Genomic DNA, 23,892 nt, shown 5'->3' with positions numbered 1-23,892 from the left:
GCTAGTCCGGCCTTCCCGCAGGCGGAACCCACGGCCGGCGGTCTGTCCACAGTGGTGTCTCCGCCACCACGAACCGCATGGGTTGACCGGGTGTGAACCGCACCAGGCCCTCGCCGCCGCCACGCTGGTGTTGTCTCACGAGCTTGTCGCGCATCTCCTTCTCGTGCGAGTCGTCCGGGTCCCACCGCACGACGGCCCCGTGCATCACGCCGAACTTGCCGTCCCGCATATCCTGGATGAGCAGGTCGTACTCGTCCAGTGGGATCTCGGTGCCATCCGGCCGCCGGATGTCGTACAGGTCGTGATCGCCCGCGATGGGATGACGGACCTTGTTCTCGTCGTAGCCGTGGACGACGTAGCCGATCACCTCGAACCGGCCGGGGCCAAGGGGTTTGCGCGCGAGCCGCTGCATCTTCTGACCGTATTCGCGGCGCTCATCTACTCGCATGCGGTACCGCCTCCGACCCGCTTCGAGGTCTTCCTTCCCGAGGTTCCCGCGCTTCGGCTGGGGCACCGAGTTGACGAAGAATCCGACCAGGCCCTTCTTCTCCGGCTCGATGCTCAGCAAGGTGTCGGCGTTGTTGATGGTCTTGGCCTTGATGTCCACCGGCTTGTACCAGGCGCCGCGCATGAGGTGGCGCACCGAATCCGGGTTGGTTGGCCGCACCTCGATGATCAGGTTGTTGGCGTCGGCGAACTGTTGGAACTTCCTGCTGTTCTTGATGAGAACCCCGTAGTCGGCCTGCGCCTTCTTCCTGCTCAGCGGTGAGTTCTCCGCCCGGCTCGTCTTCGACGGGTTGATGGTCGCGACGAAGTGGATCACGTAGTGGTCACCGGCGAGGCGTTCCACGACGAGGGACAGCGCGGTCAACCGGTGGCGGCGTTGGACAGCGGGCAGGCGAGTCTTGATCTCGTCGACCGGCATACCGGTACGGACCAGGGCGTTGGCCTCGCGGAGCGCGGCGTCGAGGCGTTTCAGGTCCGGGTCCGTTCCGGCGCTGCGGTCCTTCTCGGTGCCGCGGCCCGACAACTGGGCGAACATGGCGCTGAGCTCGGCGCGGAGCTGGTCGAGAACTTGTTGCCCCAACGCCAGTTCGCGGCGTTTGTCCTGGACGAACGGCAACGATTCCCTGTCGATCACCGCGTCGATCCAGCGGTTGACGGCAAGACCTGCCTGCATGGCGCTGACGGCCAGATGCCGTGCCAGCAGGTCCGACTCGTCCCGGTGCTGGTAGTACCGGGCCACGGTGACGGCCACGGTGTTGATGGCCAGCAGCGCGTCGCGCGACGCGTTGCCGTAGAGCGTGGAATGGGCGTCCGACCCACTCGCCTGCCGTGGCTTGCGCACGACCAGTTCGGGGATGATCGCGGCCTTGGCACGAGCGATCGCGAGACCGTCGACCAGTGTTCGTGCCGCCGGTGAGCGATTCAGGTCAAGCGCCTGGACAGCGGCGGCGGACTTCGCGTGCGCTTCGCCGAGCTGCTTTCCGAAGGCCAGGGCGAAGAGGTGATCACCACGCTTCGGCCCGGGGACGAGCGCGTCGGTCTTCTCCTTCTTCTTCGGGTTGACCTCGGCTTCGACCGCCCACACCTGGCCGGCGTCGACCAGGTCGACCCGACGGACACGGAACTTCCTGCGGATGGCCGACAGCGGTCCGGTGACCTCGTCTCGACCGACGGGCTTGCGGGCGTGGCGGGCCATGACGCGCCTGGCAGCCGCCATGGCCTCGCCGAGCCTGTTCGGCCTGGGTCGCCGCCTGTCCTGTCGCCGCCTGGCCGTGGGTCTCCGGGCGTCCTCAGGTCCGCGCTTGTCGCGTCTGCGCCTGTCCCTCGGCTGCCGCTTGTCCCGCAAGGCCTTCAGCTTCGACCAGAGTTTCTTGACCAGGCCGACGATCTTGTCGATGACCCAGTCGACGGCGCGGTTGACCGGTTTCGCGAGCTTCTGGAAGATCGCCTTGACCCTGCCGGCGATGCCGCCGATACCCAGGATCGCCGCGAGCGCGCCGATCAGGACCGGGATCGAGCGTGCGAGTGCGCGTTCGACCAAAGCCGGCACACCGCCCGCACCGCCGCGTGCGATCGCGATGACCGCGTCCAGGACCGCGTTGACGAACTCGATGATCTGGCGGCCCTGGGTCACGATGAACCGGATGATGTCGATGATCATCTTGCAGGCGCGGATGAACGCGGACGCGGGGTTGAGCAGGGAGACGATCCAGGTGATACCGGCGATGATGATCGTCGGCAGCAGGTAGGACACCAGATCCTTGATGAGGGTCTTCTTCAGGTCCCCGACACGGGTCTTGAGGTCGGCCCACATCCCCGCCACGCCGCGTTTCCTGGTCTCGGCCACCAACGGAACCGCGGTCTCGGCGGCCGCGACCGCCTGCTCGGGCACCCGCCGGGTGAGCCGCACCCGGATGTTCGGCCAGGACAACCCCAGCAACCCGGCGATCATCACGAGGATGCCGAGCACGTCGAACTTCGTCGGCAGCTGGATACCGGCGGTGCCAGCGGTTCCCAGCAACCACGCCAACACGCCTTGCTGCAGGTGCCGGCCGGCGTTGCGCATGAACAGCTTCAACCCGCCGCCAACAGCGGTGACCAGCCTGCCCAGGAACCCGATCGGGTCCTTGAGGATCGCGCCGATCGCCGTCGCCGCGTTGCGGAGCACGCCGAGCAGCAGCCGCTTGAGCTCCATGATCGCGTCGATGGCGCCCTTGATCGCGTCCTTGGCCTTGTCGACCGCTCCCTTGTTCTTCTCCTTCTGCTCGGCGATCTCCTGGTCGACGGCTTTCACCGCGTCGGTGTACTTCGTGGCCAGGGTGTCGACCAGCTCGGTGCCCTTGTCGTCCACCGACTGGGTCAGCTCGTCGAACTTGTCGGCGAACTCCGACACCGCCTCGCGGCCGATGGCCCGCAGATCCGCCGGGAGTTTCGTTACCTCGGCGTTCAGTTCCTCCCGACCCTTGGCGATGCGCTGCTTCGCCCGGGTCAGCTCTCGGGCGATGATGTCCGCGATGTTCGAGACAACCCCGCGCATCCGGCGGACGTAGTTGGCCCGGGCCTCCTCCAGGAAGACGTTGACCTCGTCCGGCAGGCCCAGCAGCCAGTCCTTGACCCACAGCGGTTTGCGCCAGCCGGAGTACCGCTTCTCCTTGTAGTCCGCCAGCTTGCGTCTGTGCTCGGCGGTGAACGCGTCACGCGCTTGTTTCTCCTCGCGGGTGAACTGCTCGTCCACCAGCTTGTCCAGACCGCTGAGGATGCCCTCGACGTCGGCTTTCAGCTTGTCGAAGACCTTCTGCAGCAGTGCCGTGACCTGGGCGCGTTTGTCCTCGTCACGGGTCTTGGTGCCGGCCTTGCCGGTGCCGACCTGCTGGCCGGTGCGCACCCGCTGCGTGGCCATCGTGGACATCGCCGCGGTGCCGACCTGTTTGGCCTGTGCGGTCGTCCGTCGTAGCTTGGCGGCCTCGTGTTTGCGGAGCTGTCCTGGCGCGGTCTCGGAATGCCGTTCGGCGGCCTTCTTGTTGGAGAGGGCCTTGGTGAACGTCGGCTCGTTGGACTTCTTCAGCTGCGTCTCGGTGACCTGCGCGTCGGCCATCCGCCGGTTGATCGCGGCCGGGCCGGCGGACATGTCGGTCGCCGACCGCGGCAGCGTGTCCGGCACCGCCTTCTTCGGGTCGGGAGTGGCGGGCCGGCCGGGTGGGCGGTCGGCCGCCATGGACACGACCTTCTTCGGCACGGCGGCGGAGGTGTCGGGCGGGGCGGCCGTGGTGGTGGCGATCTGCGCCGCGGACTCAGTCCTGCCCTCGCCGACCCTGCCCTGCACCTCGGTCTTGATCTCGGCGGGCTTCTCGGAGTCGGGGAACTTCTCGGCGTCCTTGAGGTTCTTCGGGGCTCTGTCGGCGATGGCCTTCTCCACCGCCTGGATGAACGCGGCTTTGTCGAACTCCTTGGGCTTGGCCTCGTGCATCTTCTCGGCGTTGGCCGTCTTGCCCTGCGCGACCTCGTCGTCCCTCGGCGGCACGGCGGCGTCCTGCGCGGAGGTGGCCTCCTTGCGCGGCGGGGGATGTGACGACGCCACCGCTCGCTTCTTCTGCTGCACATCCCGCTTCAGCGTGGCGAACTTGGGATCTCTCGCCGGACCTCGTCGCAGACCAGCGGCCACCGCGGCGTTGCCGACCTTGTCCTGTAGTTCCCTCGGCGCCGGATCGGCACCCGGCTTCCGCTCACCCGCCCGCGCGGCGGCCAACACAGCCGCGTTCGACGCCGACAACGGCGGCGGCGCTTTGCGCTGGGACGGCCGCTCCCGCGCAGGCGTGGGGGCCGGGGATGTCGTCGCGGGTCGCTTCGCGCGGGCAATCGGCGGCGGCATGCGGACTCGGCACCTCCCGCAACGACGTAGCCTGCCCAGCATCGCAGCACAGCGTCACCGAGGCGTCGCACGAACGTCCCCAGGGATAAGGAGTGTTCGGTCTCCAGCATGTTGGGGCGGATGCCCGCAATCAGGCCCGCGGCACGACCACGTCTCTCGACATGAGGAAATCGGACGGGCGCACTTCACCTCCGACTGCGTAGCTTTACGCGCTCAGCCGCAAGTCCTTGACCATCGCTACCAACCCCGTGCGTCCCCCGTCAGCTCCGGCCCGCCAGTCCCGCACCATGCGTGCGGAACACCTCGACGCAGCTGGAGTACGACGACTTCGTCCACACGTCGTAGTGCTCAGGGGTGGACATGGCGGGCTCCGCCCTTCAGCAGCAATGGCGTGCACGTCCTCAGGCGTCCGAGCGCCTGTCAGATGCTGTTAACGCGGCGTCGTCCCTGACAGCGACGAGAAAATTGTTCCACGTGGCTGTGTTCACCCAGAAGTTCAAGCCGTCAGCGTTCTTTGAGTCCCGTACCCCAACACTGTGGCCGGCGATGCGCACTTCAACACAATTGTCGCTATCCGCCGAGCTGAAGCTGCTCTTGCGCCACCCGGTGGCATGGATATTTTCCGGCATCACTTACATTCCTCTTTCTTCCGGGCGATTGCCTTGCGCGTCTCGTCCGGGCCGAGCGCCAACTCGGTGAGACGCTGAAAGGTTCGGAGCATCGCGGATGTGCGTTCACCCTCGTCGTAGTACGTCGATGGGCCATGCACCACCGAAGCAAAGCCCACGCGAGGTACCGCCAGGCCAAATTCCAGTACGGTCAACCCGCCCCCACGGGCAGGATTGTTCGGCACCGAGAACGGCAGCAACTGGATCGTGGCGTCACCTCGCGTATCCATGATGGTCAGTAGGTGCTCCAACTGCTCACGCATAACGGACGAACTGCCGGCGACCTCCGTGACGGCCGCTTCACCAATCACGAAGTGCAGCTGATTGGATTTGTGGCTCTGCCACGTGTTCTGTTGCCGCTGGAATCGAAACGACGTGCGCTGCTGACGAACCGCGGCGGACAGTCCCCACCAGACACTCTCCGCCGCGTCAAAGATCGCGTTGATGTAGCTCGGACTCTGCAACAACCCCGGCACGACTCCCGACTCGTAGCTGTAGATCCGGCTGGCGTCGGCCTCCAGGTCCGCGAAGCGTTGGAAAGAACCCGGCAAGACGTCGGTGTATGCCTGCCGTGGGGCTCGCTTCCGAGCTTCCGCACCCAGCGCCAAGATCGTTTCGCGTTCGTCACCAGTCACCTGATAGAAGTCGATCAGACGTTCGAGCTTGTCCGTCGACAGCGTGGCAAAGCCGTCCTCCATCTTGCTGATCTTCGAGTCGTCGTGACCGAGATGCCTGCCAGCGTCCAGCTGCGACCGGCCGGCCTGTTCGCGGCACCGTTTCAGCGTCAGCCCCAATTGGCGACGCTCCACCGTCGGACGCGCGTTGACCATCCACATCTCCTTGGCATCCGGCCCGCCGAAGTGTGCCAATCCGAAGCCTGCCAAGGGAAGCGATCAGCATTCACCCCATCGGGGTAGCGACGAAGGAACAGCACGTCAGGAGGCTCAACCTCCTGTCTCGCCGACTCCAACCACAGATTGGCATCACATGACCACGAACAACCTGTCGACCGGCACCTGGGCCAGCGTCGACGGCGGCTGCCCGCTGCGCTGCAACGTCGAAAGCAGCGACCTGGCCAACGTCATCATCGGCGGTGAGAAGCACAGCATCGAGCTGATCTTCATTGCGCGGACCGCGAACGAGAGCCGATGATGAGTGGCGTGCTACGGCTTGGCGAGGCGGCAGCGGCGAACCACGAAACGCGCCTCAACAACGGCCGCATTCGCGCCGTACACGCCCTATGTCGTCCAGTGGAGCGAGGAACAGGACCTGCCATACCAACTCGTTGAGCGGCCGGGCGAGGGCATCGGCGACCTGGACGATGACCTACGACGACCCGCTGCTATCCCGAAGCCAGATCGATGCCGCGCAACGGCGTACCACCATCGATGACGAACAGGCCGTCCGGTGCCAACGCCTGCCGCAGGCGTTCTCTGGCGCGGATGCCCGCTCGCGGATGACGGCCGTCGAACGCGCCGACGCGGATGGCGAACGCGAGGTCGAACGGTGCCTCGCCAGGCAGCAGCGTGAAGTCCTCGACAGCCACCTGGCGAACGCTCAGCAGACCGCCCGCGATCTCCGCCGACGCGTTGCGCTCGGTGCGCGCGATGCCCGTGGCGGAGCGATCGATCACCAGAATGTGTCCGCCGGGAGCGATCCGCTCGCATACCGCCTTCGCGGCGGCACCCGGCGCCCCGCCGATCTCCAGCACACGAATTCCCGCCCTGAGGGGCAGGGCGTCGACCATCGCGGCGAGGCGCGGCGAGAGCGTTGTCATGATGCGGTTCCCACGAGTCCACGAATGGGTGGGCACAGCAGGGATCGAACCTGCGACCGCTCGGGTGTAAACCGAGTGCTCTTCCGCTGAGCTATGTGCCCTCGTCCGGCGTCCCGGAGATCCGGGGACGCCGGCGAGATCATGCCGACAGGTCGGCTACCGCCTTCTTCCACGCGTCCTGGTCCCGCGCCTCACCCGGCTGGTTGATCTCGACGAAGCGCACGACGCCCGTCTTGTCGATCAGGAACGTGCCGCGGTTGGCCATTCCCCCACCCTCGTTGAACACGCCGTACTCGGTGGCCACCGCGCCGTGCGGCCAGAAGTCCGAGAGCAGCGGGAACTGGTAGCCCTGCTCCTCCGCCCACACCTTCAGGCTGAACGGTGTGTCCACCGACACACCGAGCACCTGCACATCGGCGGACGAGTACGTCGCCAGCTCATCGCGCAGCTGGCACAGCTCGCCCTTGCAGATGCCGCTGAACGCGAAGGGGTAGAACACCAGCAACACGTTCTTCGACCCCTGGTAGGACGCCAACGACACGTCCTGCCTGTTGAAGTCCTTGAGCGTGAACTCAGGCGCCTTCGAACCGACCTCGACCGCCATGCGGGTTTCCTCCTGCTGATCTGTCGTCCGCGTGCCGGGCAAGCCTAGGCCACGCGGATGAACTCCTCTCAGCGCTTGGACTTCACCGACTTCGGCGACACCAGCCGGGTAGCCGACCAGTCAGGTCCGACGGCGATGTTCGACGTCTGGGACAGCCCAGCGGTCGGCACCGCCTCGGCGATCTCGCTCGGCTCGACATGACCGTCCCGCCCCGTCTTCGGGGTGAGCACCCAGATCACCCCTTCGTCGGCTAGTGGACTGATGGCGTCCATCAGGGCGTCGACCAGGTCGCCGTCCTCCTCGCGCCACCACAGCAGGACCACGTCAACGACGTCATCGGCATCCTCGTCGAGCAGATCGCCTCCGATCCGCTCCTCGATGTCGGCGCGTACGCCGTCGTCAACGTCCTCGTCCCAGCCGATCTCCTGGACGACCATGCCCGGCTCGATCCCGAGCCTCTCGGCGACGCCGGCCTTGCCAGCGTCTCCCGCGGCGACCACGGCTTCACTCCTCCTCGACGCCCATCGCGGCGGCACGACCAGCCACCGCGAAACGGTATTGGGATAGCGAACACTGAGCGTGCCCACCTGCGCAACCACCCACGCCGGGTTTCCCGCTCGGCTCCATGCGGAAACCGATCCCGAAACCGCAGCCTACCCACCAGTAACGATGACGTGAGCGGTCGTCGAGACGACGATGGCAAAGTAGGAGCTGATACCGGGCTGAGTCTGGCCCACCAGCGCAGGCACTGGAGACCCCTTGGCTACGCAGAACAGCGGAAACGGCAGGACACCCGAGCGCGTACGGGTGATTCGGGACGGGCTCGCGGCCCACCTCCCCGACATCGACCCGGACGAGACCTCCGAGTGGCTGGAGTCGTTCGACGAGATGCTTTCCTCCGGCGGCCAGCAGCGGGCTCGTTACCTGATGCTGCGCCTGCTGGAGCGCGCGCGGGAGAGCCGCGTCGGCGTCCCGTCGCTGACCAGCACCGACTACGTCAACTCGATCCCGACCGACCGGGAGCCCTGGTTCCCCGGCGACGAGGAGGTCGAGCGTCGCTACCGCGCCTGGATCCGCTGGAACGCGGCGATGACCGTGCACCGCGCGCAGCGCCCCGGCGTCGGCGTCGGCGGTCACATCTCGACCTACGCGTCCTCGGCGACCCTCTACGAGGTCGGCTTCAACTGGTTCTTCCGCGGCAAGGACCACCCCGGCGGCGGCGACCAGGTGTTCTTCCAGGGCCACGCCTCCCCCGGGATGTACGCTCGAGCGTTCCTCGAGGGCAGGCTGTCGGCCGAGCAGCTCGACGGCTTCCGCCAGGAGCTCTCCCGCGGCGGCCCGGGCGCCGGGCTGCCCTCCTACCCCCACCCGCGCCTGATGCCGGACTTCTGGGAGTACCCGACGGTCTCCATGGGCCTCGGCCCGATGAACGCGATCTACCAGGCGCGGTTCAACCGCTACCTGCACGACCGCGGCATCAAGCAGACCAACGACCAGCACGTGTGGGCCTTCCTCGGCGACGGCGAGATGGACGAGCCGGAGTCGCGCGGGCTGATCCACGTCGCGGCCAACGAGGGCCTGGACAACCTCACGTTCGTGATCAACTGCAACCTGCAGCGGCTCGACGGCCCGGTCCGGGGCAACGGCAAGATCGTCCAGGAGCTGGAGTCCTTCTTCCGGGGCGCGGGCTGGAACGTGATCAAGGTCATCTGGGGCCGGGAGTGGGACGCCCTGCTGCACGCCGACCGGGACGGCGCGCTCATCAACCTGATGAACACCACCCCCGACGGCGACTACCAGACCTACAAGGCCAACGACGGCGCCTTCGTCCGCGAGCACTTCTTCGGCCGCGACCCGCGCACCAAGGAACTCGTCGCGCCGATGAACGACCAGGAGATCTGGAACCTCAAGCGCGGCGGGCACGACTACCGCAAGGTCTACGCGGCCTACCAGGCGGCCACCGAGCACCACGGCCAGCCGACGGTCATCCTCGCCAAGACGATCAAGGGCTACGGGCTCGGCCCGCACTTCGAGGGCCGCAACGCGACCCACCAGATGAAGAAGATGACCCTGGACGACCTCAAGTTGTTCCGGGACTCGCTGCGCGTGCCCATCACCGACGCGCAGCTGGAGGCCGACCCGTACCTGCCGCCGTACTTCCACCCCGGCCCGGACGCGCCGGAGATCCAGTACCTGCTGGAGCGGCGCCGCCAGCTCGGCGGCTTCCTGCCCGAGCGGCGGGGCAAGGCCAAGGCGCTGGTGCTGCCCGGCGACAAGGTCTACGACGTGGTCCGGCGCGGCTCCGGCAAGCAGGAGGTCGCCACCACGATGGCGTTCGTCCGGCTGGTCCGCGACCTGGCCAAGGACCCGGAGATCGGCCCCCGGCTGGTCCCGATCATCCCGGACGAGGCGCGCACGTTCGGCATGGACTCGATGTTCCCGACGCAGAAGATCTACAACCCGCACGGGCAGCTGTACACGTCGGTGGACGCCTCGCTGATGCTCAGCTACAAGGAGAGCGAGCAGGGCCAGATCCTGCACGAGGGGATCAACGAGGCGGGGTCGACGGCGTCGTTCACCGCCGCCGGCACCTCCTACGCCACCCACGGCGAGCCGATGATCCCGATCTACATCTTCTACTCGATGTTCGGCTTCCAGCGCACCGGCGACGGCCTGTGGGCCGCAGCCGACCAGATGGCCCGCGGCTTCATCCTCGGCGCCACCGCCGGGCGCACCACGCTGACCGGTGAGGGCCTGCAGCACAACGACGGCCACTCGCTGCTGCTGGCCGCGACCAACCCGGCGGTGCTGGCCTACGACCCGGCGTGGTCCTACGAGATCGCCCACATCGTGCGCGACGGCCTGCGGCGGATGTACGGCGAGCAGGCCGAGGACATCTACTACTACCTGACCGTCTACAACGACCCGTACGTGCAGGCGCCAGAACCGGCCGACCTGGACGTCGAGGGCCTGCTGCGTGGGCTCTACCGCTACCAGGACGCGCCGGAGGGGACCGGGCCGAGGGCACGGATCCTGACCTCCGGGGTGGCCATGCCGTGGGCACTGCGGGCACGGGACCTGCTGGCCAAGGAGTGGAACGTGCGGGCCGAGGTCTGGTCGGCCACGTCGTGGGCCGAGCTGCGCCGGGACGCGGTGGAGATCGACCGGCACAACTTCCTGCACCCGGAGGCCGAGCCGAGGCGCCCGTACGTGACCAGGGTGTTGTCGGAGGGCGCCGGGCCGGTGGTCGCCGCGACCGACTGGATGCGGGCCGTGCCGGACCTGATCCGGCCGTGGGTGCCGACCGACATGCTCACGCTGGGCACCGATGGGTTCGGCTTCTCCGACACCCGGCCGGCGGCCCGGCGGCACTTCCTCGTCGACGCGGAGTCGATCACCGTCGGGGTGCTGGCGGCGCTGGCCAAGCGCGGTGAGGTGGAGAAGTCCGTCGTGGTGGAGGCGGCCCGCAAATACCGGATCGACGATGTGTCGGCGGCTGGGCCACAGACGTCCGACTCCGGTGTCGCCTGACTCTCCGTAGCCCATCTGACCTGCGGTGATGAACAGGTAGCACGATAGGGGGACAGAACTGGCGGCCTCTCCCCGAACCGTCCATAGTGGAACTACCGGTGGGGACCGGGGAGAGGGACCGCCCGGCGGCGTGCGCACCGCCACGCCGGGCGGTCCCTGCCTACCCAGTGTTCGGCGCTGGTGCGCCTTCCCCTTGCCTTCATCAATCCTGGGGCCGAGCCCCAGACCCCACGGTGCGAGCTTCTCCAGACCCGGCGTTGACCGTTCCTGCATCACCAGCGCCTGGTTTTGGGCTTCCTTGTGATCGCGGGTCCAACGTTCCTGACGCGCGAGTTCGACGTTCCTGACGTGCGAGTTCGACGTTTCTGACCTGCGAGTTCGACGTTCCTGACGCGCGAGTTCGACGTTTCTGACCTGCGAGTTCGATGTTGGTGAGGCGTGGGTTCGGCGTTGCGGAGTTGTGAGTTTGTGTGTGGTCTGCTGCGCGTTCTGTGGGTGGGGGGTGGGGTTGTTGGGTGACTGGGGGTTGGGGGGTTGGGGGGCTTAGGGTCGGGGGCATGGTTCGGGTTTCGGAGGTTACTTTGGGGGCCCTGGAGAGGGCTTCGGGGAAGTTGGCCTCTGCGGCGTTGGCTTCTATGGATGAGCAGTTTCCGTGGTTTGGGCGGATGCCGGCTGATCAGCGGGCCAGTGTGCAGTTGATCGCGCAGACGGGGGCTGCGGGGTTCACCGCTTATCTGCGGGATCAGGGGGCGGCTATTCGGCTCACTACCGACGCGTTTCGGCAGGCGCCTCGGGATCTGTCGCGGTGGATCAGTCTTCGGCAGACGGTGGAGTTGGTGCGGGTCGCGTTGCATGTGATCGAGCAGGAAGTGCCGGATCTCGCGGCTGACGAGGATGAGCGGCAGGTGCTGGTCGAGGCGGTGCTGCGGTATGGGCGGGAGGTTGCCTTTACCTCGGCGATGTCCTATGCCTCTGCGGCGGAGACTCGGGGGGCTTGGGATGCTCGGCTGGAGGCTTCTGTTGTTGATGGGATTGTGCGGGGGGACGCCGAGGAGTCGTTGCTGAGTCGGGCGGCGGCGTTGGGGTGGGATCCGGACGCGCCGGCGACGGTGTTGGTTGGCAACTCACCGTCGGATGATCCGCCTACCGTCCTGTATGAGGTGCGTAGTCGGGCGGCTCGGGCGAATCGGCCGGTGTTGCTGGGGGTGCAGGGGTCGCGGCTGGTCGTGGTGCTTGCTGGGGAGACTGATGTGCCCAGTGATGTGCTGGTGCGGATGTCCGCGTCGTTCGGGGACGGGCCGGTGGTGGCGGGGCCGACGGTGGACAACATCGCGGACGCGCATCGCAGTTCGGCGGACGCGTTGTCGGGGTTGCGGGCGGTTGTCGCCTGGCCGGCGGCGCCTCGGCCGGTGCGGTCAACTGATCTGCTGCCCGAGCGGGCGCTGGCTGGGGATCCGGAGGCCGAATGGCAGCTCATCGACCAGATCGCCAAGCCGCTGGAGGACGCGGGGGGTGCCCTGCTGGAGACCGTCGAGACCTTTCTCGAGGCCGGGGGGGTGCTCGAGACGTGTGCTCGGCTGTTGTTCGTGCATCCGAACACCGTTCGGTACCGGCTGCGCAAGGCCGCCGAGCTCACCGGGCACAACGCCACGTCACCTCGGGACGCGCTTGTGCTCCGCATCGCACTCGCGGTCGGAAGGTTGTCGCGGTCGCGGGGACTGTGGTAGCGGAATAGACAACGCAAACCGTGCTGGATCGTTCCCCGCCGGGAAAGCTTTGTAGGATCTCTACAAAACTGGTGCCGTCACTTTCGTGGCTCGCGGCATCACTGCCACGGGCCTCCACCGTGTTCAGTAGAACCGTGCTCGTACTGCTCGCCCCAGGCCAGGGCTCCCAGACTCCAGGCATGTTCGCGCCGTGGCTCGAGCTGGACGGCACCCGGGAACGGGTCGCCGGCTGGTCCGAGCTGACCGGGCTCGACCTCATCGAGCTCGGCACGGTCGCCGACGCCGCCGCCATCCAGGACACCTCGGTCACCCAGCCGCTGGTCGTCGCGCTCACGCTGCTGGCCTTCGAGGAGCTCGAGCGCCGGCACGAGCTGCCGGCCGACGCCCTGGTCGCCGGCCACTCCGTCGGCGAGCTCGCCGCCGCGGCCATGGCCGGCGCGCTCAGCGCCGACGACGCCGTCGCGCTCGCCGCGGTCCGCGGCCGGGAGATGGCCAAGGCCTGCTCGCTGGCGCCGACCGGCATGGCCGCGGTCATGGGCGGCGAGCCGGAGCAGGTCGTCGACTGGCTCGCCGAGTTCGACCTCTCCCCGGCCAACCGCAACGGTGCCGGCCAGATCGTCGCCGCCGGGCACATCGACAACGTGGACCAGCTGATCGCCGCCAAACCCGAATGGGTGAAGAAGGTCATCAAGCTCAAGGTCGCCGGCGCGTTCCACACCCGGTTCATGGCGCCGGCCCAGGACGCGCTCGGCGAACGGGCGAAGAAGGTCACCGTCGCCGACCCGACCCGCACGCTACTGTCCAACGCGGACGGCACCGCGGTAACCGACGGCGGGACCGTACTCGAACGGCTGGTCGCCCAAGTCACCCGACCGGTGCGCTGGGACCTGTGCATGGCCACGATGAGCGAGCGTGGCGTACACGCCACGGTCGAGCTGCCGCCCGCCGGTACGCTCACCGGCCTGGCCAAACGCGAACTCACCGGCAACACCCCGGTCGCGTTGAAGACACCGGCCGATCTCGACAAGGTAGCCAACCTCCTCAACGCCGGAGAGGCGTCGGCATGACCCAGCTCCACCTCGCCAAGGGCGCCAGCGCCACCCGGATTCTCGGCATCGGCAGCGCCCAGCCGGAACGGGTGGTCACCAACGACGAGCTGTCCACCCGGATGGACACCAACGACCAGTGGATCCGCGAACGCGTCGGCATCGCCGAGCGCCGGTTCGCCGGACCGAAGGAAACCGTCGTCTCGATGGCCGTCGAGGCCGGCGCGAAGGCCATCGCCGCGTCCGGGCTCAGTCCGTCCGATGTGGACACGGTGATCGTGGCCAACTGCACCACCACCGTGCCGATACCCAACGCCGCCGCGCAGGTCGCCGAGCTGGTCGGCATGAAGGGCGCGGGCGGGTTCGACCTCAACGCCGCGTGCGCCGGGTTCTGCTACGCGCTCGCCGCCGCGTCGGACATGGTCCGCGCCGGCACGGCCACCCGCGTGCTGGTGATCGGCTCGGAGAAGCTCACCGACATCGTCGACCCGCTCGACCGCTCCACCGCGATCATCTTCGCCGACGGCGCGGGGGCGGCCGTGGTCGGTCCGAGCGACGAGGCCGGCATCGGACCGGTCGCCTGGGGCACGGCCGGCGACCTGGTCGAGACCATCACCATGCCCGACGGCAAGTACATCTTCCAGGAGGGTCAGTCGGTCTTCCGCTGGGCGACCACCAAGATCGCGCCGATCGCGCTGCGCGCGCTGGAGCTCGCCGGCCTGCAGCCGTCCGATGTGGACGTACTCATCCCACACCAGGCGAACCTGCGGATCGTCGAGGCGATCGCCAAGAAGCTGCGGCAGAAGGGCGCCCGGGAGGACATGATCGTCGCCGACGACGTCATCACCTCCGGCAACACCTCCTCCGCGTCCATCCCGTTGGCGATGGACCACATGCGCGCGGCCGGCCGGGTGCACTCCGGCGACATCGCGTTGCTGATCGGGTTCGGCGCCGGACTGTCCTATGCCGGCCAGGTCGTGCGCTTCCCCTGATTTCCCCCTGATTTCCCCACTGTTCCACCACCACGCAGTACCACACGAGAAAGAGAGAACCACATGGCTGAGAAGCCCACCGACGAGGACATTCTCGCCGGGCTCGCCGAGATCGTCGAAGAGGTCGCCGGCGTGGAGGCCGATGAGGTCACCGCCGACAAGTCCTTTGTGGACGATCTGGACATCGACTCGCTGTCCATGGTCGAGATCGCCGTCCAGGCGGAGGACCGCTTCGAGGTCAAGATCCCGGACGCGGAGCTCGCGAACCTGAAGACGGTCGGCGACGCGGTGAGCTACGTCGCCAAGAATGTCTGACAAACGCGCCAACTGATCGACCCGACCCCACGGACGGAGAGGGACATGAGCACTGTCGATGTGGTCGTAACCGGTATGGGTGCGACGACACCACTCGGCGGCGACGTCCCGTCCACCTGGGACGGGTTGATCGCTGGACGTAACGGCATCCGGCTCAACGAAGCCGACTGGGTGTCGCGGTTCGACCTGCCGGCGAAGCTGGCCGCACCGCTTGCCGTCGAACCGTCCGAGGTGCTGCCGCGCGTACAACTGCGCAGGCTGGACCGCTGTGAGCAGATCGCGATCATCGCGGCGCGCGAGGCCTGGGCGGATGCCGGGTTCGTGGCGCCGACCGAGGAGAGCCAGTCGGTCGATCCCGACCGGCTCGGGGTCGCGATCGGCACCGGCATCGGCGGGCCGGTCACCCTGCTCGACCAGGATGACCTGCTGGAGGCCCACGGTCTGCGGAAGGTCTCGCCGCTGACCGTGCCGATGCTCATGCCCAACGGCCCGGCCGCGCACGTGAGCATCGAGCTGATGGCCAGGGCCGGGGTGCACTCCCCGGCGTCGGCCTGCGCGTCCGGGGCCGAAGGCCTGGCCACCGGCTGGCAGATGATCAAGTCCGGCCGGGCGGATGTCGTGGTCGCCGGTGGTGCCGAGGCGTGCATCCACCAGATCACCGTGGCCGGCTTCGCCCAGTCGCGCACGCTCAGCATGCGCAACGACGCGCCCGACCGCGCGTCGCGGCCGTTCGACGTCGACCGCGACGGGTTCGTGCTCGGCGAGGGCGCCGGGGTGCTCGTGCTGGAGCGCGAGGACTACGCCCGGGCGCGCGGCGCGCGCATCTACGGGCGGTTGGCCGGCGCCGGCATCACCTCCGACGCGTACCACATCACGGGCAACCACCCGGAGGGCATCGGCCAGATCAACGCGATCACCCAGGCGATCCGGGCCGCCGGACTGTCGCAAGTGGACATCGGGCACGTCAACGCGCACGCCACGTCGACCGTGGTCGGTGACCTCGGCGAGGCGGTGGCGATCGAGAAGGCGCTCGGGGACCACGTGGTGCTGACCGCGCCGAAGAGCTCGCTCGGCCACCTGGTCGGCGGGGCGGGGGCGGTGGAGAGCATCTCGACGCTGCTGTCGATCTACCACGGGATCATCCCGGCGACGCGGAACCTGGACAACCAGGATCCTCGGGTCAACCTGGACATCGTGGCCGGTGAGCCGCGCAAGCTGCTGCTCACCGCGGCGGTCAACGACTCCTTCGGTTTCGGCGGGCACAACGTGGCGCTCGCGTTCACCGCGGCCTGACGGGTTCGCCCCGGCGGCTGCGCCGGGGCGGCCTCCGGCCCCCGATCACCAGTTTACCGGTGGGCACCGACGAAACAGGGCGCTGACGGCGTGGGCTGTGGACAACTCGGCTAGGCGCAGGCCTCGTGTTGTGGGCTGGACGCCGCGATGCCGCTGTCGATCTTCCAGGTGTCGTCCTCGCGCACCATGGGGAGGACCACGTTCCAGTGGATGCATTCCTCCCGCAGTTCCGGCGGCGCGTCCGCCAGGTCCTGGACGCTGGTGAAGTTCATCAGCACTCGTGCCGCTACCGTGTCCTCGCCCTCGGCTTCGGTTTCGTCCTCGGCTACGGCCAGTTCGATCCGGTACACCACGATGTTGCCGTCCTGAGTGGAGCGGTAGTTCTCCAGCCAGGTGTCCTTCGGCTGACTGGTGACCCGATGCTCGGCGACAGTCCCCGCCCAGCTCTCGTAGTCGCGGGTGTTGATCGCGTCGAAGTGCGCCTGCAGCACCTCGCGCAGGGTCTCGTACAGCGGGTGCGCGATCGCGTCCGAGGTCCCCTGCACGAGCCGCGAACCGGGCTGCTCCTCGATCGGCACCGACGACTCCGACGGGAGCACCGCGTCCGGCGCCCCTGGCCCGGGGTCCTCGTACCACTGGCGCGCGAGCAGACCACCGATCGCGGTTGCGATCACCGTGACGAGGAGAACCGGTACCAGCCACAGCTGGCGACCACGATCAGGTGACACACGTGAAGGGTGCCACAGACCACCTAGCCCACGCGGTGCAACCAGGTCACTGGGGCCCCGTCACCGGCCCGCCGGTAGGGCTCCAAGGCCGCGTCCCAGGACGCCCCCAACAGCTCGTCGATCTTGTGGGCGAACGCCTCACCGGCCCGGCTCGCCGTCGCCATCGCCCGCAACTGGTCCTCGCCGACCACGATGTCGCCGTTGGCCGACGTCCGCGCCCGCCACAGGCCAAGCGTCGGCACGAAGCAGAACCGCTCGCCGTCAACGCCCTCGCTCGGCTCCTCGGTGACCTCGAAGCGGGTCATCGGCCACGCCTTCAGCGCGGCCACCAGCTTCCCGCCGGTCCCCGGCTCACCAGTCCAGGAGCATTCCGACCGCAACTGGCCCTGCGACGCCGGCTGCGCGGTCCACTGCAGGCTCGCTCGGACTCCAAGGGTGCCCGAAATAGCCCACTCGACGTGCGGACATACCGCAGACGGCGACGAGTGGACGTACACCACGCCACGAGTGCTCACTGCTGACCTCCGCTGCTCGACGAGGAACCGTCTTCCCCTACGCCTCGTCACGGCGGCAAACACGCACTCCTGTTTGTTGGGCTCATTCTGCACGGCGCACGCCACTTGCGCCACACCGGTCACAGTTCCCGTGACCGGGCCCACCACTGGGTAGCCACCCCGATACGGTGAACGGAGTCAAGGAGGTGTAATCCGTGCGCGTGGTCCGACTCGGCGAGGAGTCCTCAAAGGTCGGTGCCGACGTCCGCGCCGCGCTGGCCTCCTGGGGACGCGGCAAAGGCGTGGTCGGCGGCGTCGCCCTCATCGGCCCCCAGCCAGGCGACTCCCCGCACCGGGTGGACGCGGTGGTGCTGCTCCCCCGCGGCGTCCTGGTGATCGCCGGGGTCGACCTGCCCGACCCCGCCATGCGCCTGGACGCCCCGCTGGCCGGCCAGTGGAAGACCGACGGCTGGCCACTCACCCGGCCAGACGGCGTGATCAACCCGGCCGCCGAGGTGCTCACCACCATCGACGCGTTCACCCAGTACCTGGAAGCGGCCAAGGTCGAGCCGGTGCCGGTCGGCACGGTGATCGCCGTCGGCCCCTACGTCTCCCAGGTCCACCAGCCGGTCTCCGACCTGCTGCGCGGCGTCCGGGTGCTGCACCCCGAACCCGGCACCATGCTCACCGCCGCGCGCGAGCTCGCGACCCACCCCCGGCCGTGCACGGTCGCGCAGGCCCGCGCGATCCTGCAGACCCTCGCGCCCAACAACACCACGCTCGACGCGATCGACCTGGCCGCGGAGGGCTTCGCCGACACCGTCACCCGCGACCTTGGCGCCGCCTCCACCACGATCATCCCGAAGCTGCCGGCCAGGGCCGCGCAGGCGAAGCCGGCCGCCGCGCGGGGCGGGCAGTTGCGCTGGCTGCCGGTCAGCGCGGCGGTGCTGGTCGCGTTGCTGCTGCTCACCGGGATCGTCTACGCGGTCGGGTCGGCCGGCGACGACGAGCAGCCACCGAACAACTCGACCACCACCACGGCCGCCGCGAGCGATGTCGAGGTCGACGGGCAGGCCTTCGTCCCCAAGGGCTCGGTCGCCGACACCGACTGCGCCGCGCACGCCTACGGCGACGTGCAGGCCTGGCTGGAACGCAATCGCTGCGGCGAGCTGGTCCGGGTCCGCTACGAGTCCACATCGGACGACAAGAAGGCGGCGGTCCTGGTCGCCGTGCTGCACTTCCCGGAGGACGCGCTGGCCGCTGACCTGCGCGCGGTCGCCGACCAGCCGGGTGCCGGCGCGATCACCGACCCGTCGACCGAGGGCGAGCCATGGCCGGGTGGCAGCAAACCGTTCTTCGAGTCGGCCGCCTACGCCAGCGGCCTGGAGGGCGACACCCTCACCCTGGTACAGGCCGTCTGGATCGGTGCGGCGTCCACACCGGACGACGCGGACCTCAGCCGGCTGGCTACGCTTGCCCTCGACATTCCCGCTCCCGACCAGTGACGAGTACCACCCACACCTCGCCACACCGGGAGTCCTGCCGGTAAGCCGACTTACCGGCCGTTATTCTCAACGCGCTTGTCTCGCGATTCAGCATCCACCCGGAGGATCCAGTGGCGCAGAAGACCGTCCTCGAACTGGTCGACGACCTCGACGGCGGGCCGGCCGACGAGACCGTGGCCTTCGCCATCGACGGAGTGGAGTTCGTGATCGATCTCTCCGCCGACAACGCCGCCCGGCTACGCGACGTGCTCGCCGAGTTCGTCGGCAACAGCCGCCGCACCGGCGGCCGCCGGACGGCCAGGGCCAAGGCCGCCGCGCCCGCCCCCGCAGCAGCAGCCGTGGCCGTGGCCGTCGCACCGGCGCCGGCCACCAACGGCAAGCCGGACACCCAGGCCGTGCGCGAGTGGGCCCGCAGCCAGGGCGAGACGGTCGCCGAGCGCGGCCGGGTGCCCCAGGCACTGCTGATCAAGTTCCAGGAGGCGCACGCCTAGCCAGGCAGCCGGCTCGCCGAGGGCCGCGCCCAGGTGCCGAGGCGGTTCACCGCCAGCACCGGGTGTGGCTGCAACGGGCCGAGTCTCGGCTCGTGGACCAGCGTCCGCGCCGTCCACTGCGCACCCCGCAACGCACCCGACAGGGTGCGCAGCATCGTCGTGGCGACCGGCACCGGATAGGGCCGCCTGCCGTACATCCGCGTCGCCCAGCCAGGCAGCAGGGAGTACGCGAGGTGGCCGACCAGCGGCTCGTACAGCCGCAGGCCAAGAGCCAGCCTGCCGGTGACCGGCGGACGGTGCAGGAAGTCGTAGATGACCTCGGCGTCGTCGGTGTGCCGCAGCGACGGCAGCCGGGCGGCCAGGTAGGCGCGCATCGCGGCCACGTCGCCGGGGACCTCGTCCCGGTCGAGGCCGACCAGTTCGGCGGCGCGGCGCTGCTCGTCGAGGTAGCGGTCGGCGTGCGCGGCGGTCAGCGGGAACCCCGCCCGGCGCACCACCGTGAGGAACGACGACACCTCCGCGCAGTGCACCCACAGCAGCAGCTCCGGGTCGTCCACCCGGAACCGCTCGCCGGTGTCCTGGTCCACCGCCCGCAGCTCCCGGTGAACCTGCCGCACCCGCGCCGCGTGCCGGTGGACCTCCTCGGTGGCGCAGTAGGTGGTGGCGCCGACGAAGTTCGCCGTACGGATCAGCCGGCCGAGCGGGTCCCGGCGGAAGTCGCTGTTCTGCACCACCCCGGCGACCGTCCTGGGGTGCAGCGCCTGCAGGTACAGACTGCGCACGCCGGCCAGCCACATCGCCGGCTGCGCGTGTAGCTGCCAACTCACCGAGTCGGGGCCGAACAGACCGGCGTCCGGCCCCGCGCCAACGGTCACAGCAATGGCGGCACCATCGCCTCGATCAGGTGCGGGCCGGGCTCGGCGAGGGCCTTGGCGAACTGCTCGGCCAGCTCCTCGGCGGTGTGTGCCCGCGTGGCCGGCACGCCCATGCCCGTCGACAGCGCCACGAAGTCCAGGTCCGGGTTGGCCAGGTCGAGCAGCTGAGCCGCGCGCGGACCGGTCGCCTCGGCACCGACCCTGGACAGCTCCATCCGCAGGATCGCGTAGGCCCGGTTGTTCAGCACCACCGTGGTCACGTCCAGGTTCTCCCTGGCCATCGTCCACAGCGCGGACACCGTGTACATCGCGCTGCCGTCGGACTGCAGCACCACCACCGGACGGTCCGGCTCGGCCACCGCCGCCCCGACCGCCACCGGCAGGCCCTGCCCGATCGCGCCCCCGGTGATGGTGAGCACGTCGTGGCGGGGGGCGCCCGCGGTGGTCATCGGGATCATCAGGCCGGAGGTGTTCGCCTCGTCGGACACGATCGCACCCTCCGGCAGCAGCGCGCCGATCACCTCGGTCCAGTTCTGCGGGGTCAGCGGACCGCTCGGCAACGCGGGCCGGCTGGCCTCCTGCAGCACCGGCGCCACCCCGGCGGCCACCTCGTCGGCCAGGTGCTCCAGCGCCCCGGTGCCGTCCTCGCCGAGCACCGACAGCACGTGCACCTGGCAGCCGTCGGGCACCAGCTCGCTGGCCTTGCCCGGGTAGGCGAAGAACGAGACCGGCGCCTTCGACCCGACCAGGACCAGGTGCTTGACGTCGGTCAGCTGCCACTGCACCTGCTCGGCCAGGTAGCCGAGGCGCTCCACGTTCGGCAGGCCGGCACCGCGTTCCATCCGCGCCGGGAACGTCTCCGCGAACACCTTCACCCCGGTCGCCGCCGCGATCCGGCTCGCGGCGACCAGCCCGCGCTCACGGGTGGTGCCGTGGCCGAGCAGCAGCACCACCGGCTCGTCGCCGCGCACGACCGCGGCGATCTCGGCCACCCGCTCGCTGTGCACCGGCACCGGGGGCGGCGGCGTGTCCAGCGCGGCCGGCTGACCGCCGTCGGCCCACGACACGTCCGCCGGCAGCACCAGGTTCGCCGCCTGGCCGGGCGCGGTCAGCGCGGCGGTGATGGCGGCGACCGCGTCCGCGCCGACCTCGTCGGCCGACTTCACCGTGCGCGACCAGCCGTCCAGCCAGCCGGTCAGCGCGTCGATGTCGGACTCCAGCGGGGCGTCGAAGCCCTTGTGGTACCGCGCGTGGTCACCGATGACGTTGACCATCGGGGTGTGCGCGCGGCGCGCGTTGTGCAGGTTCGCCAGCCCGTTGGCCATGCCGGGGCCGAGGTGCAGCAGGGTCGCCGCCGGGCGGTCGGCCATCCGGCCGTAGCCGTCGGCCGCGCCGGTCACCACCCCCTCGAACAGGCTCAGCACCCCACGCATCTCGGGCACCGCGTCCAGCGCGGCCACGAAATGCATCTCGGACGTGCCGGGATTGGCGAAGCAGACGTCAACCCCGCCGTCGACCAGAGTGCGCAGCAGAGCGTGGGCGCCGTTCATCGTCACCGCTTTCTTCAGTCGAGGAGCACACCGGGGTTGAGGATCCCGCTCGGGTCGAACGCCTGCTTGATCCGGCGCATCAGCGCGACCTTGTTCGGGTCCTCCAGCTCGAGGAAGTGCCGTTTCTTCTCATGTCCGACGCCGTGCTCGCCGGAGATCGCACCGCCGAGGCGCATACCGCTGGCCAGCAGCTCGTGCAGCACCCGGTGCCGCACCTCGGGGTCCTTCTGGAACACCGCGAGGTGCACGTTGCCATCGCCGGCGTGCCCGCAGCCGACCACCAGCGTCTGGTTGCCCTGCGCGATCTCCAGCACCTTCGCGAAGTAGTCCGGCAGCGCCGAGCGCGGCAGCACGGTGTCGATGATGTCGTCCGCGCCGGCGCCCTTCGCGGTGAAGAACGCCCGCTCCCTGGCCTCGATCAGCTTGCGCGCGGCCGGTCCTGGCAGCACGTAGGTCTCCAGCGCGCCCAGGTCGCCCAGCAGCGTGGCCACCGCCTCCACGTCCTGGTCGAGGCGCTCCTTGGCGTTCTCCTCCAGCATCACCACGAGATAGGCCTGCGCGACGTCGCGCACCTCGTCGGGGACGCCGAGCTTCAGCTCGGCGGTGTGGGTGATGGCGCCCATGGTCAGCGCGTCGATGTACTCCAGGATCAGCGGGCCGACGCCGCTGCCGACGACCCTGGGCACCGCGCGCATCACCGTCGCCAGGTCGGGGAAGGGCGCGAGCACGGTGGCCTGGCTGGTCATCCGGGGCTGCAGTTTCAGCACGGCCTCGGTGACCAGCGCGAGCGTGCCCTCGGAGCCGACGATCAGCTGGGTGAGGTCGTAGCCGGTGCTGGCCTTGACGTACTTGCCGCCGGTGCGGATGACCTCACCGGTGGCCAGCACGGCCTGTAAGCCGAGCACGTGGTGGCGGGTGACGCCGTACTTGACCGCGCGCATGCCGCCGGCGTTGGTGCCGACGTTGCCGCCGAGGCTGGCCGACAGCTCGCCCGGGTACACCGGGTAGACCAGGCCGACCTCGCTGGTGCGCTCCTCCAGCTCGGTGAGGGTCACGCCTGGCTGGACGACCGCGACGTGGTTGTCGGTGTCGATCTCCAGGATCGCGTTCATCCGCTCGAAGGAGACCAGGATGCCGTCCGCGCTGGGGTTGGCCGAGCCGCTCAGGCCGGTGCCGCTGCCGCGCGCGGTGACCGGGGTGCCGGTCTCGGCCGCCAGCGCCAGCACGGCCGCGACCTGCTCGGTGTCGGCCGGGCGCACCACGAACGCGGGCCGGGTCGGCGTCGCGGTCAGGGTCTCGTCGTGGGTGTAGTCCTCGCTGATCGCCTCGCCGGACAGCACGTTGGCCGCGCCGACGATCTCACTGAGTCTCGTACCGGTGCTCGTACCGTCCGCCATTGGCTTCCTCCGCAACGTGAAGACGCGCCCAACAATAGTGTTCCGATCACCTCGGCGACACGGCCGGCGGCGGGGCGGCACCGAGCACCACCTCGGCGCCGAGCACGGCCAGCGCGGGCGCCAGCTGGATCCCGTAGCCGCCCTGGCCGGCGAAGAACACGAACCCGGGGTGTGCCGGCCACGCGCCGACCACCGGTTCCCGGTCGGCGACGAAGGACCGCAACCCGGCCCACGCGGTGTGCACCGAGCGCAGACCCAGCGTGGTCACCGCGTTGACCCGGTCGACGGCCAGCGCGACGTCGAGCTCGTCCGGCTTGGCGTCGCCGGGCTCGCTCGGCGTCTCGTCGGCCGGGGAGACCAGGACCCGGCTGCCCTCCGGGCGGAAGTAGAACCGGTCCGCTGCGTCGGCGACCAGCAGCCGGTCCGGGTCGGCCGGCACCGGGCCGGCGGCCACCCCGGCGGCGCGGCGCAGCGGCGTGAGCCCGACCGGCGGCATGCCGGCCAGCGCGGAGAGGGTGTCGGCC

The 23,892-nt window shown here is 69.2% G+C and carries 21 protein-coding genes and 1 tRNA gene; 9 read left to right on the top strand and 13 right to left on the bottom strand.

Annotated elements, in window-relative coordinates; all coding sequences use genetic code 11:
- Position 1 precedes the first annotated feature (1 nt).
- The 3 genes from ACYVIP_RS44405 to ACYVIP_RS44395 all read right to left on the bottom strand — a co-directional run bounded on the left by ACYVIP_RS44405 (position 2) and on the right by ACYVIP_RS44395 (position 5,873).
- Positions 2 to 4,375, bottom strand: coding sequence for a phage tail protein (locus ACYVIP_RS44405; RefSeq protein ID WP_460407248.1), 4,374 nt, complete (start codon positions 4,373 to 4,375; stop codon positions 2 to 4).
- Positions 4,376 to 4,776: 401 nt separating this feature from the next.
- Positions 4,777 to 5,004, bottom strand: coding sequence for a DUF397 domain-containing protein (locus ACYVIP_RS44400; RefSeq protein WP_460407246.1), 228 nt, complete (start codon positions 5,002 to 5,004; stop codon positions 4,777 to 4,779).
- Positions 5,004 to 5,873, bottom strand: a complete 870-nt coding sequence (locus ACYVIP_RS44395; protein WP_460407244.1) for a helix-turn-helix domain-containing protein — start codon at positions 5,871 to 5,873, stop codon at positions 5,004 to 5,006. The genes ACYVIP_RS44400 and ACYVIP_RS44395 overlap by 1 nt, the downstream gene beginning before the upstream one ends.
- A gap of 157 nt (positions 5,874 to 6,030) precedes the next feature.
- On the opposite strand from ACYVIP_RS44395, the gene ACYVIP_RS44390 reads away from it, so the two are divergent.
- The gene (locus tag ACYVIP_RS44390; RefSeq protein ID WP_460407243.1) at positions 6,031 to 6,195 is read left to right on the top strand and encodes a hypothetical protein; all 165 of its coding nucleotides are present in this window, start codon (positions 6,031 to 6,033) and stop codon (positions 6,193 to 6,195) included.
- Between the two features lie 190 nt (positions 6,196 to 6,385).
- On the opposite strand, the gene ACYVIP_RS44385 is transcribed toward ACYVIP_RS44390, so the two are convergent.
- From ACYVIP_RS44385 to ACYVIP_RS44370, 4 genes are all read right to left on the bottom strand, one after another.
- Positions 6,386 to 6,820 (bottom strand): SAM-dependent methyltransferase, encoded by a 435-nt coding sequence (locus ACYVIP_RS44385; protein ID WP_460407241.1) that lies wholly within the window; start codon positions 6,818 to 6,820, stop codon positions 6,386 to 6,388.
- 29 nt (positions 6,821 to 6,849) lie between these two features.
- A tRNA-Val gene (locus tag ACYVIP_RS44380) sits at positions 6,850 to 6,921 on the bottom strand.
- A gap of 38 nt (positions 6,922 to 6,959) precedes the next feature.
- Positions 6,960 to 7,424 (bottom strand): peroxiredoxin, encoded by a 465-nt coding sequence (locus tag ACYVIP_RS44375; RefSeq protein WP_460407240.1) that lies wholly within the window; start codon positions 7,422 to 7,424, stop codon positions 6,960 to 6,962.
- Between the two features lie 68 nt (positions 7,425 to 7,492).
- Complete coding sequence (locus tag ACYVIP_RS44370; RefSeq protein WP_460407238.1) at positions 7,493 to 7,924, bottom strand: DUF3052 domain-containing protein; 432 nt, start codon at positions 7,922 to 7,924, stop codon at positions 7,493 to 7,495.
- 259 nt (positions 7,925 to 8,183) lie between these two features.
- Between ACYVIP_RS44370 and aceE the strand changes: the two genes are divergently transcribed.
- From aceE to ACYVIP_RS44340, 6 genes are all read left to right on the top strand, one after another.
- Positions 8,184 to 10,955 carry a pyruvate dehydrogenase (acetyl-transferring), homodimeric type gene (aceE, locus tag ACYVIP_RS44365; RefSeq protein WP_460407236.1) on the top strand — a complete coding sequence of 924 codons (2,772 nt, stop codon included), beginning with the start codon at positions 8,184 to 8,186 and terminating at the stop codon, positions 10,953 to 10,955.
- Positions 10,956 to 11,512: 557 nt separating this feature from the next.
- On the top strand, positions 11,513 to 12,682 hold the full coding sequence (locus ACYVIP_RS44360; RefSeq protein ID WP_460407234.1) for a PucR family transcriptional regulator: 1,170 nt from the start codon (positions 11,513 to 11,515) through the stop codon (positions 12,680 to 12,682).
- A 119-nt stretch (positions 12,683 to 12,801) separates the two neighbouring features.
- A complete protein-coding gene (locus tag ACYVIP_RS44355) occupies positions 12,802 to 13,749 on the top strand; it encodes an ACP S-malonyltransferase (RefSeq protein WP_460407233.1) in 948 nt (315 codons plus the stop codon).
- Positions 13,746 to 14,720: a beta-ketoacyl-ACP synthase III gene (locus ACYVIP_RS44350; RefSeq protein ID WP_460407231.1), complete on the top strand. Its 975-nt coding sequence runs from the start codon at positions 13,746 to 13,748 to the stop codon at positions 14,718 to 14,720. The genes ACYVIP_RS44355 and ACYVIP_RS44350 overlap by 4 nt, the downstream gene beginning before the upstream one ends.
- A gap of 63 nt (positions 14,721 to 14,783) precedes the next feature.
- Positions 14,784 to 15,035 (top strand): acyl carrier protein, encoded by a 252-nt coding sequence (locus ACYVIP_RS44345; RefSeq protein WP_460407229.1) that lies wholly within the window; start codon positions 14,784 to 14,786, stop codon positions 15,033 to 15,035.
- A 45-nt stretch (positions 15,036 to 15,080) separates the two neighbouring features.
- Complete coding sequence (locus ACYVIP_RS44340) at positions 15,081 to 16,328, top strand: beta-ketoacyl-[acyl-carrier-protein] synthase family protein (RefSeq protein ID WP_460407227.1); 1,248 nt, start codon at positions 15,081 to 15,083, stop codon at positions 16,326 to 16,328.
- Positions 16,329 to 16,438: 110 nt separating this feature from the next.
- Here the strand turns inward: ACYVIP_RS44340 and ACYVIP_RS44335 are convergent, their stop codons facing one another.
- Entirely contained in the window at positions 16,439 to 17,002 is a 564-nt protein-coding gene (locus tag ACYVIP_RS44335) for a hypothetical protein (protein ID WP_460407226.1), read from the bottom strand.
- A 77-nt stretch (positions 17,003 to 17,079) separates the two neighbouring features.
- Positions 17,080 to 17,571, bottom strand: a complete 492-nt coding sequence (locus tag ACYVIP_RS44330) for a DUF3145 domain-containing protein (protein WP_460407224.1) — start codon at positions 17,569 to 17,571, stop codon at positions 17,080 to 17,082.
- Between the two features lie 194 nt (positions 17,572 to 17,765).
- On the opposite strand from ACYVIP_RS44330, the gene ACYVIP_RS44325 reads away from it, so the two are divergent.
- Positions 17,766 to 19,055: a hypothetical protein gene (locus ACYVIP_RS44325; protein ID WP_460407223.1), complete on the top strand. Its 1,290-nt coding sequence runs from the start codon at positions 17,766 to 17,768 to the stop codon at positions 19,053 to 19,055.
- A gap of 110 nt (positions 19,056 to 19,165) precedes the next feature.
- Entirely contained in the window at positions 19,166 to 19,546 is a 381-nt protein-coding gene (locus ACYVIP_RS44320) for a histone-like nucleoid-structuring protein Lsr2 (RefSeq protein ID WP_460407221.1), read from the top strand.
- Here ACYVIP_RS44320 and ACYVIP_RS44315 read toward each other — a convergent pair.
- From ACYVIP_RS44315 to ACYVIP_RS44300, 4 genes are all read right to left on the bottom strand, one after another.
- The gene (locus ACYVIP_RS44315) at positions 19,543 to 20,421 is read right to left on the bottom strand and encodes an oxygenase MpaB family protein (RefSeq protein ID WP_460407219.1); all 879 of its coding nucleotides are present in this window, start codon (positions 20,419 to 20,421) and stop codon (positions 19,543 to 19,545) included. The genes ACYVIP_RS44320 and ACYVIP_RS44315 overlap by 4 nt on opposite strands.
- Entirely contained in the window at positions 20,418 to 21,971 is a 1,554-nt protein-coding gene (locus ACYVIP_RS44310; RefSeq protein ID WP_460407217.1) for an acetolactate synthase large subunit, read from the bottom strand. The genes ACYVIP_RS44315 and ACYVIP_RS44310 overlap by 4 nt, the downstream gene beginning before the upstream one ends.
- A gap of 14 nt (positions 21,972 to 21,985) precedes the next feature.
- Positions 21,986 to 23,368, bottom strand: a complete 1,383-nt coding sequence (locus ACYVIP_RS44305; RefSeq protein WP_460407216.1) for an FAD-binding oxidoreductase — start codon at positions 23,366 to 23,368, stop codon at positions 21,986 to 21,988.
- Positions 23,369 to 23,414: 46 nt separating this feature from the next.
- On the bottom strand, positions 23,415 to 23,892 hold a 478-nt coding region (locus tag ACYVIP_RS44300; RefSeq protein ID WP_460407215.1), incomplete at its 5' end, for an FAD-dependent oxidoreductase.

Source organism: Actinophytocola sediminis (genome assembly GCF_054779715.1).
Note: the sequence above shows the minus strand (reverse complement) of the source record. Positions and strands in the feature narration are given on the sequence as shown.

Bases quoted from the DNA above. Each gene is read 5' to 3' on its own strand.
- ACYVIP_RS44350 (WP_460407231.1), top strand. From the start codon at position 13,746: ATGACCCAGCTCCACCTCGCCAAGGGCGCCAGCGCCACCCGGATTCTC.
- ACYVIP_RS44375 (WP_460407240.1), bottom strand. From the start codon at position 7,424: ATGGCGGTCGAGGTCGGTTCGAAGGCGCCTGAGTTCACGCTCAAGGAC.
- ACYVIP_RS44310 (WP_460407217.1), bottom strand. From the start codon at position 21,971: ATGAACGGCGCCCACGCTCTGCTGCGCACTCTGGTCGACGGCGGGGTT.
- ACYVIP_RS44340 (WP_460407227.1), top strand. From the start codon at position 15,081: ATGAGCACTGTCGATGTGGTCGTAACCGGTATGGGTGCGACGACACCA.
- ACYVIP_RS44390 (WP_460407243.1), top strand. From the start codon at position 6,031: ATGACCACGAACAACCTGTCGACCGGCACCTGGGCCAGCGTCGACGGC.
- ACYVIP_RS44345 (WP_460407229.1), top strand. From the start codon at position 14,784: ATGGCTGAGAAGCCCACCGACGAGGACATTCTCGCCGGGCTCGCCGAG.
- ACYVIP_RS44405 (WP_460407248.1), bottom strand. From the start codon at position 4,375: ATGCCGCCGCCGATTGCCCGCGCGAAGCGACCCGCGACGACATCCCCG.
- ACYVIP_RS44385 (WP_460407241.1), bottom strand. From the start codon at position 6,820: ATGACAACGCTCTCGCCGCGCCTCGCCGCGATGGTCGACGCCCTGCCC.
- ACYVIP_RS44360 (WP_460407234.1), top strand. From the start codon at position 11,513: ATGGTTCGGGTTTCGGAGGTTACTTTGGGGGCCCTGGAGAGGGCTTCG.
- ACYVIP_RS44395 (WP_460407244.1), bottom strand. From the start codon at position 5,873: ATGGTCAACGCGCGTCCGACGGTGGAGCGTCGCCAATTGGGGCTGACG.
- ACYVIP_RS44400 (WP_460407246.1), bottom strand. From the start codon at position 5,004: ATGCCGGAAAATATCCATGCCACCGGGTGGCGCAAGAGCAGCTTCAGC.
- ACYVIP_RS44305 (WP_460407216.1), bottom strand. From the start codon at position 23,368: ATGGCGGACGGTACGAGCACCGGTACGAGACTCAGTGAGATCGTCGGC.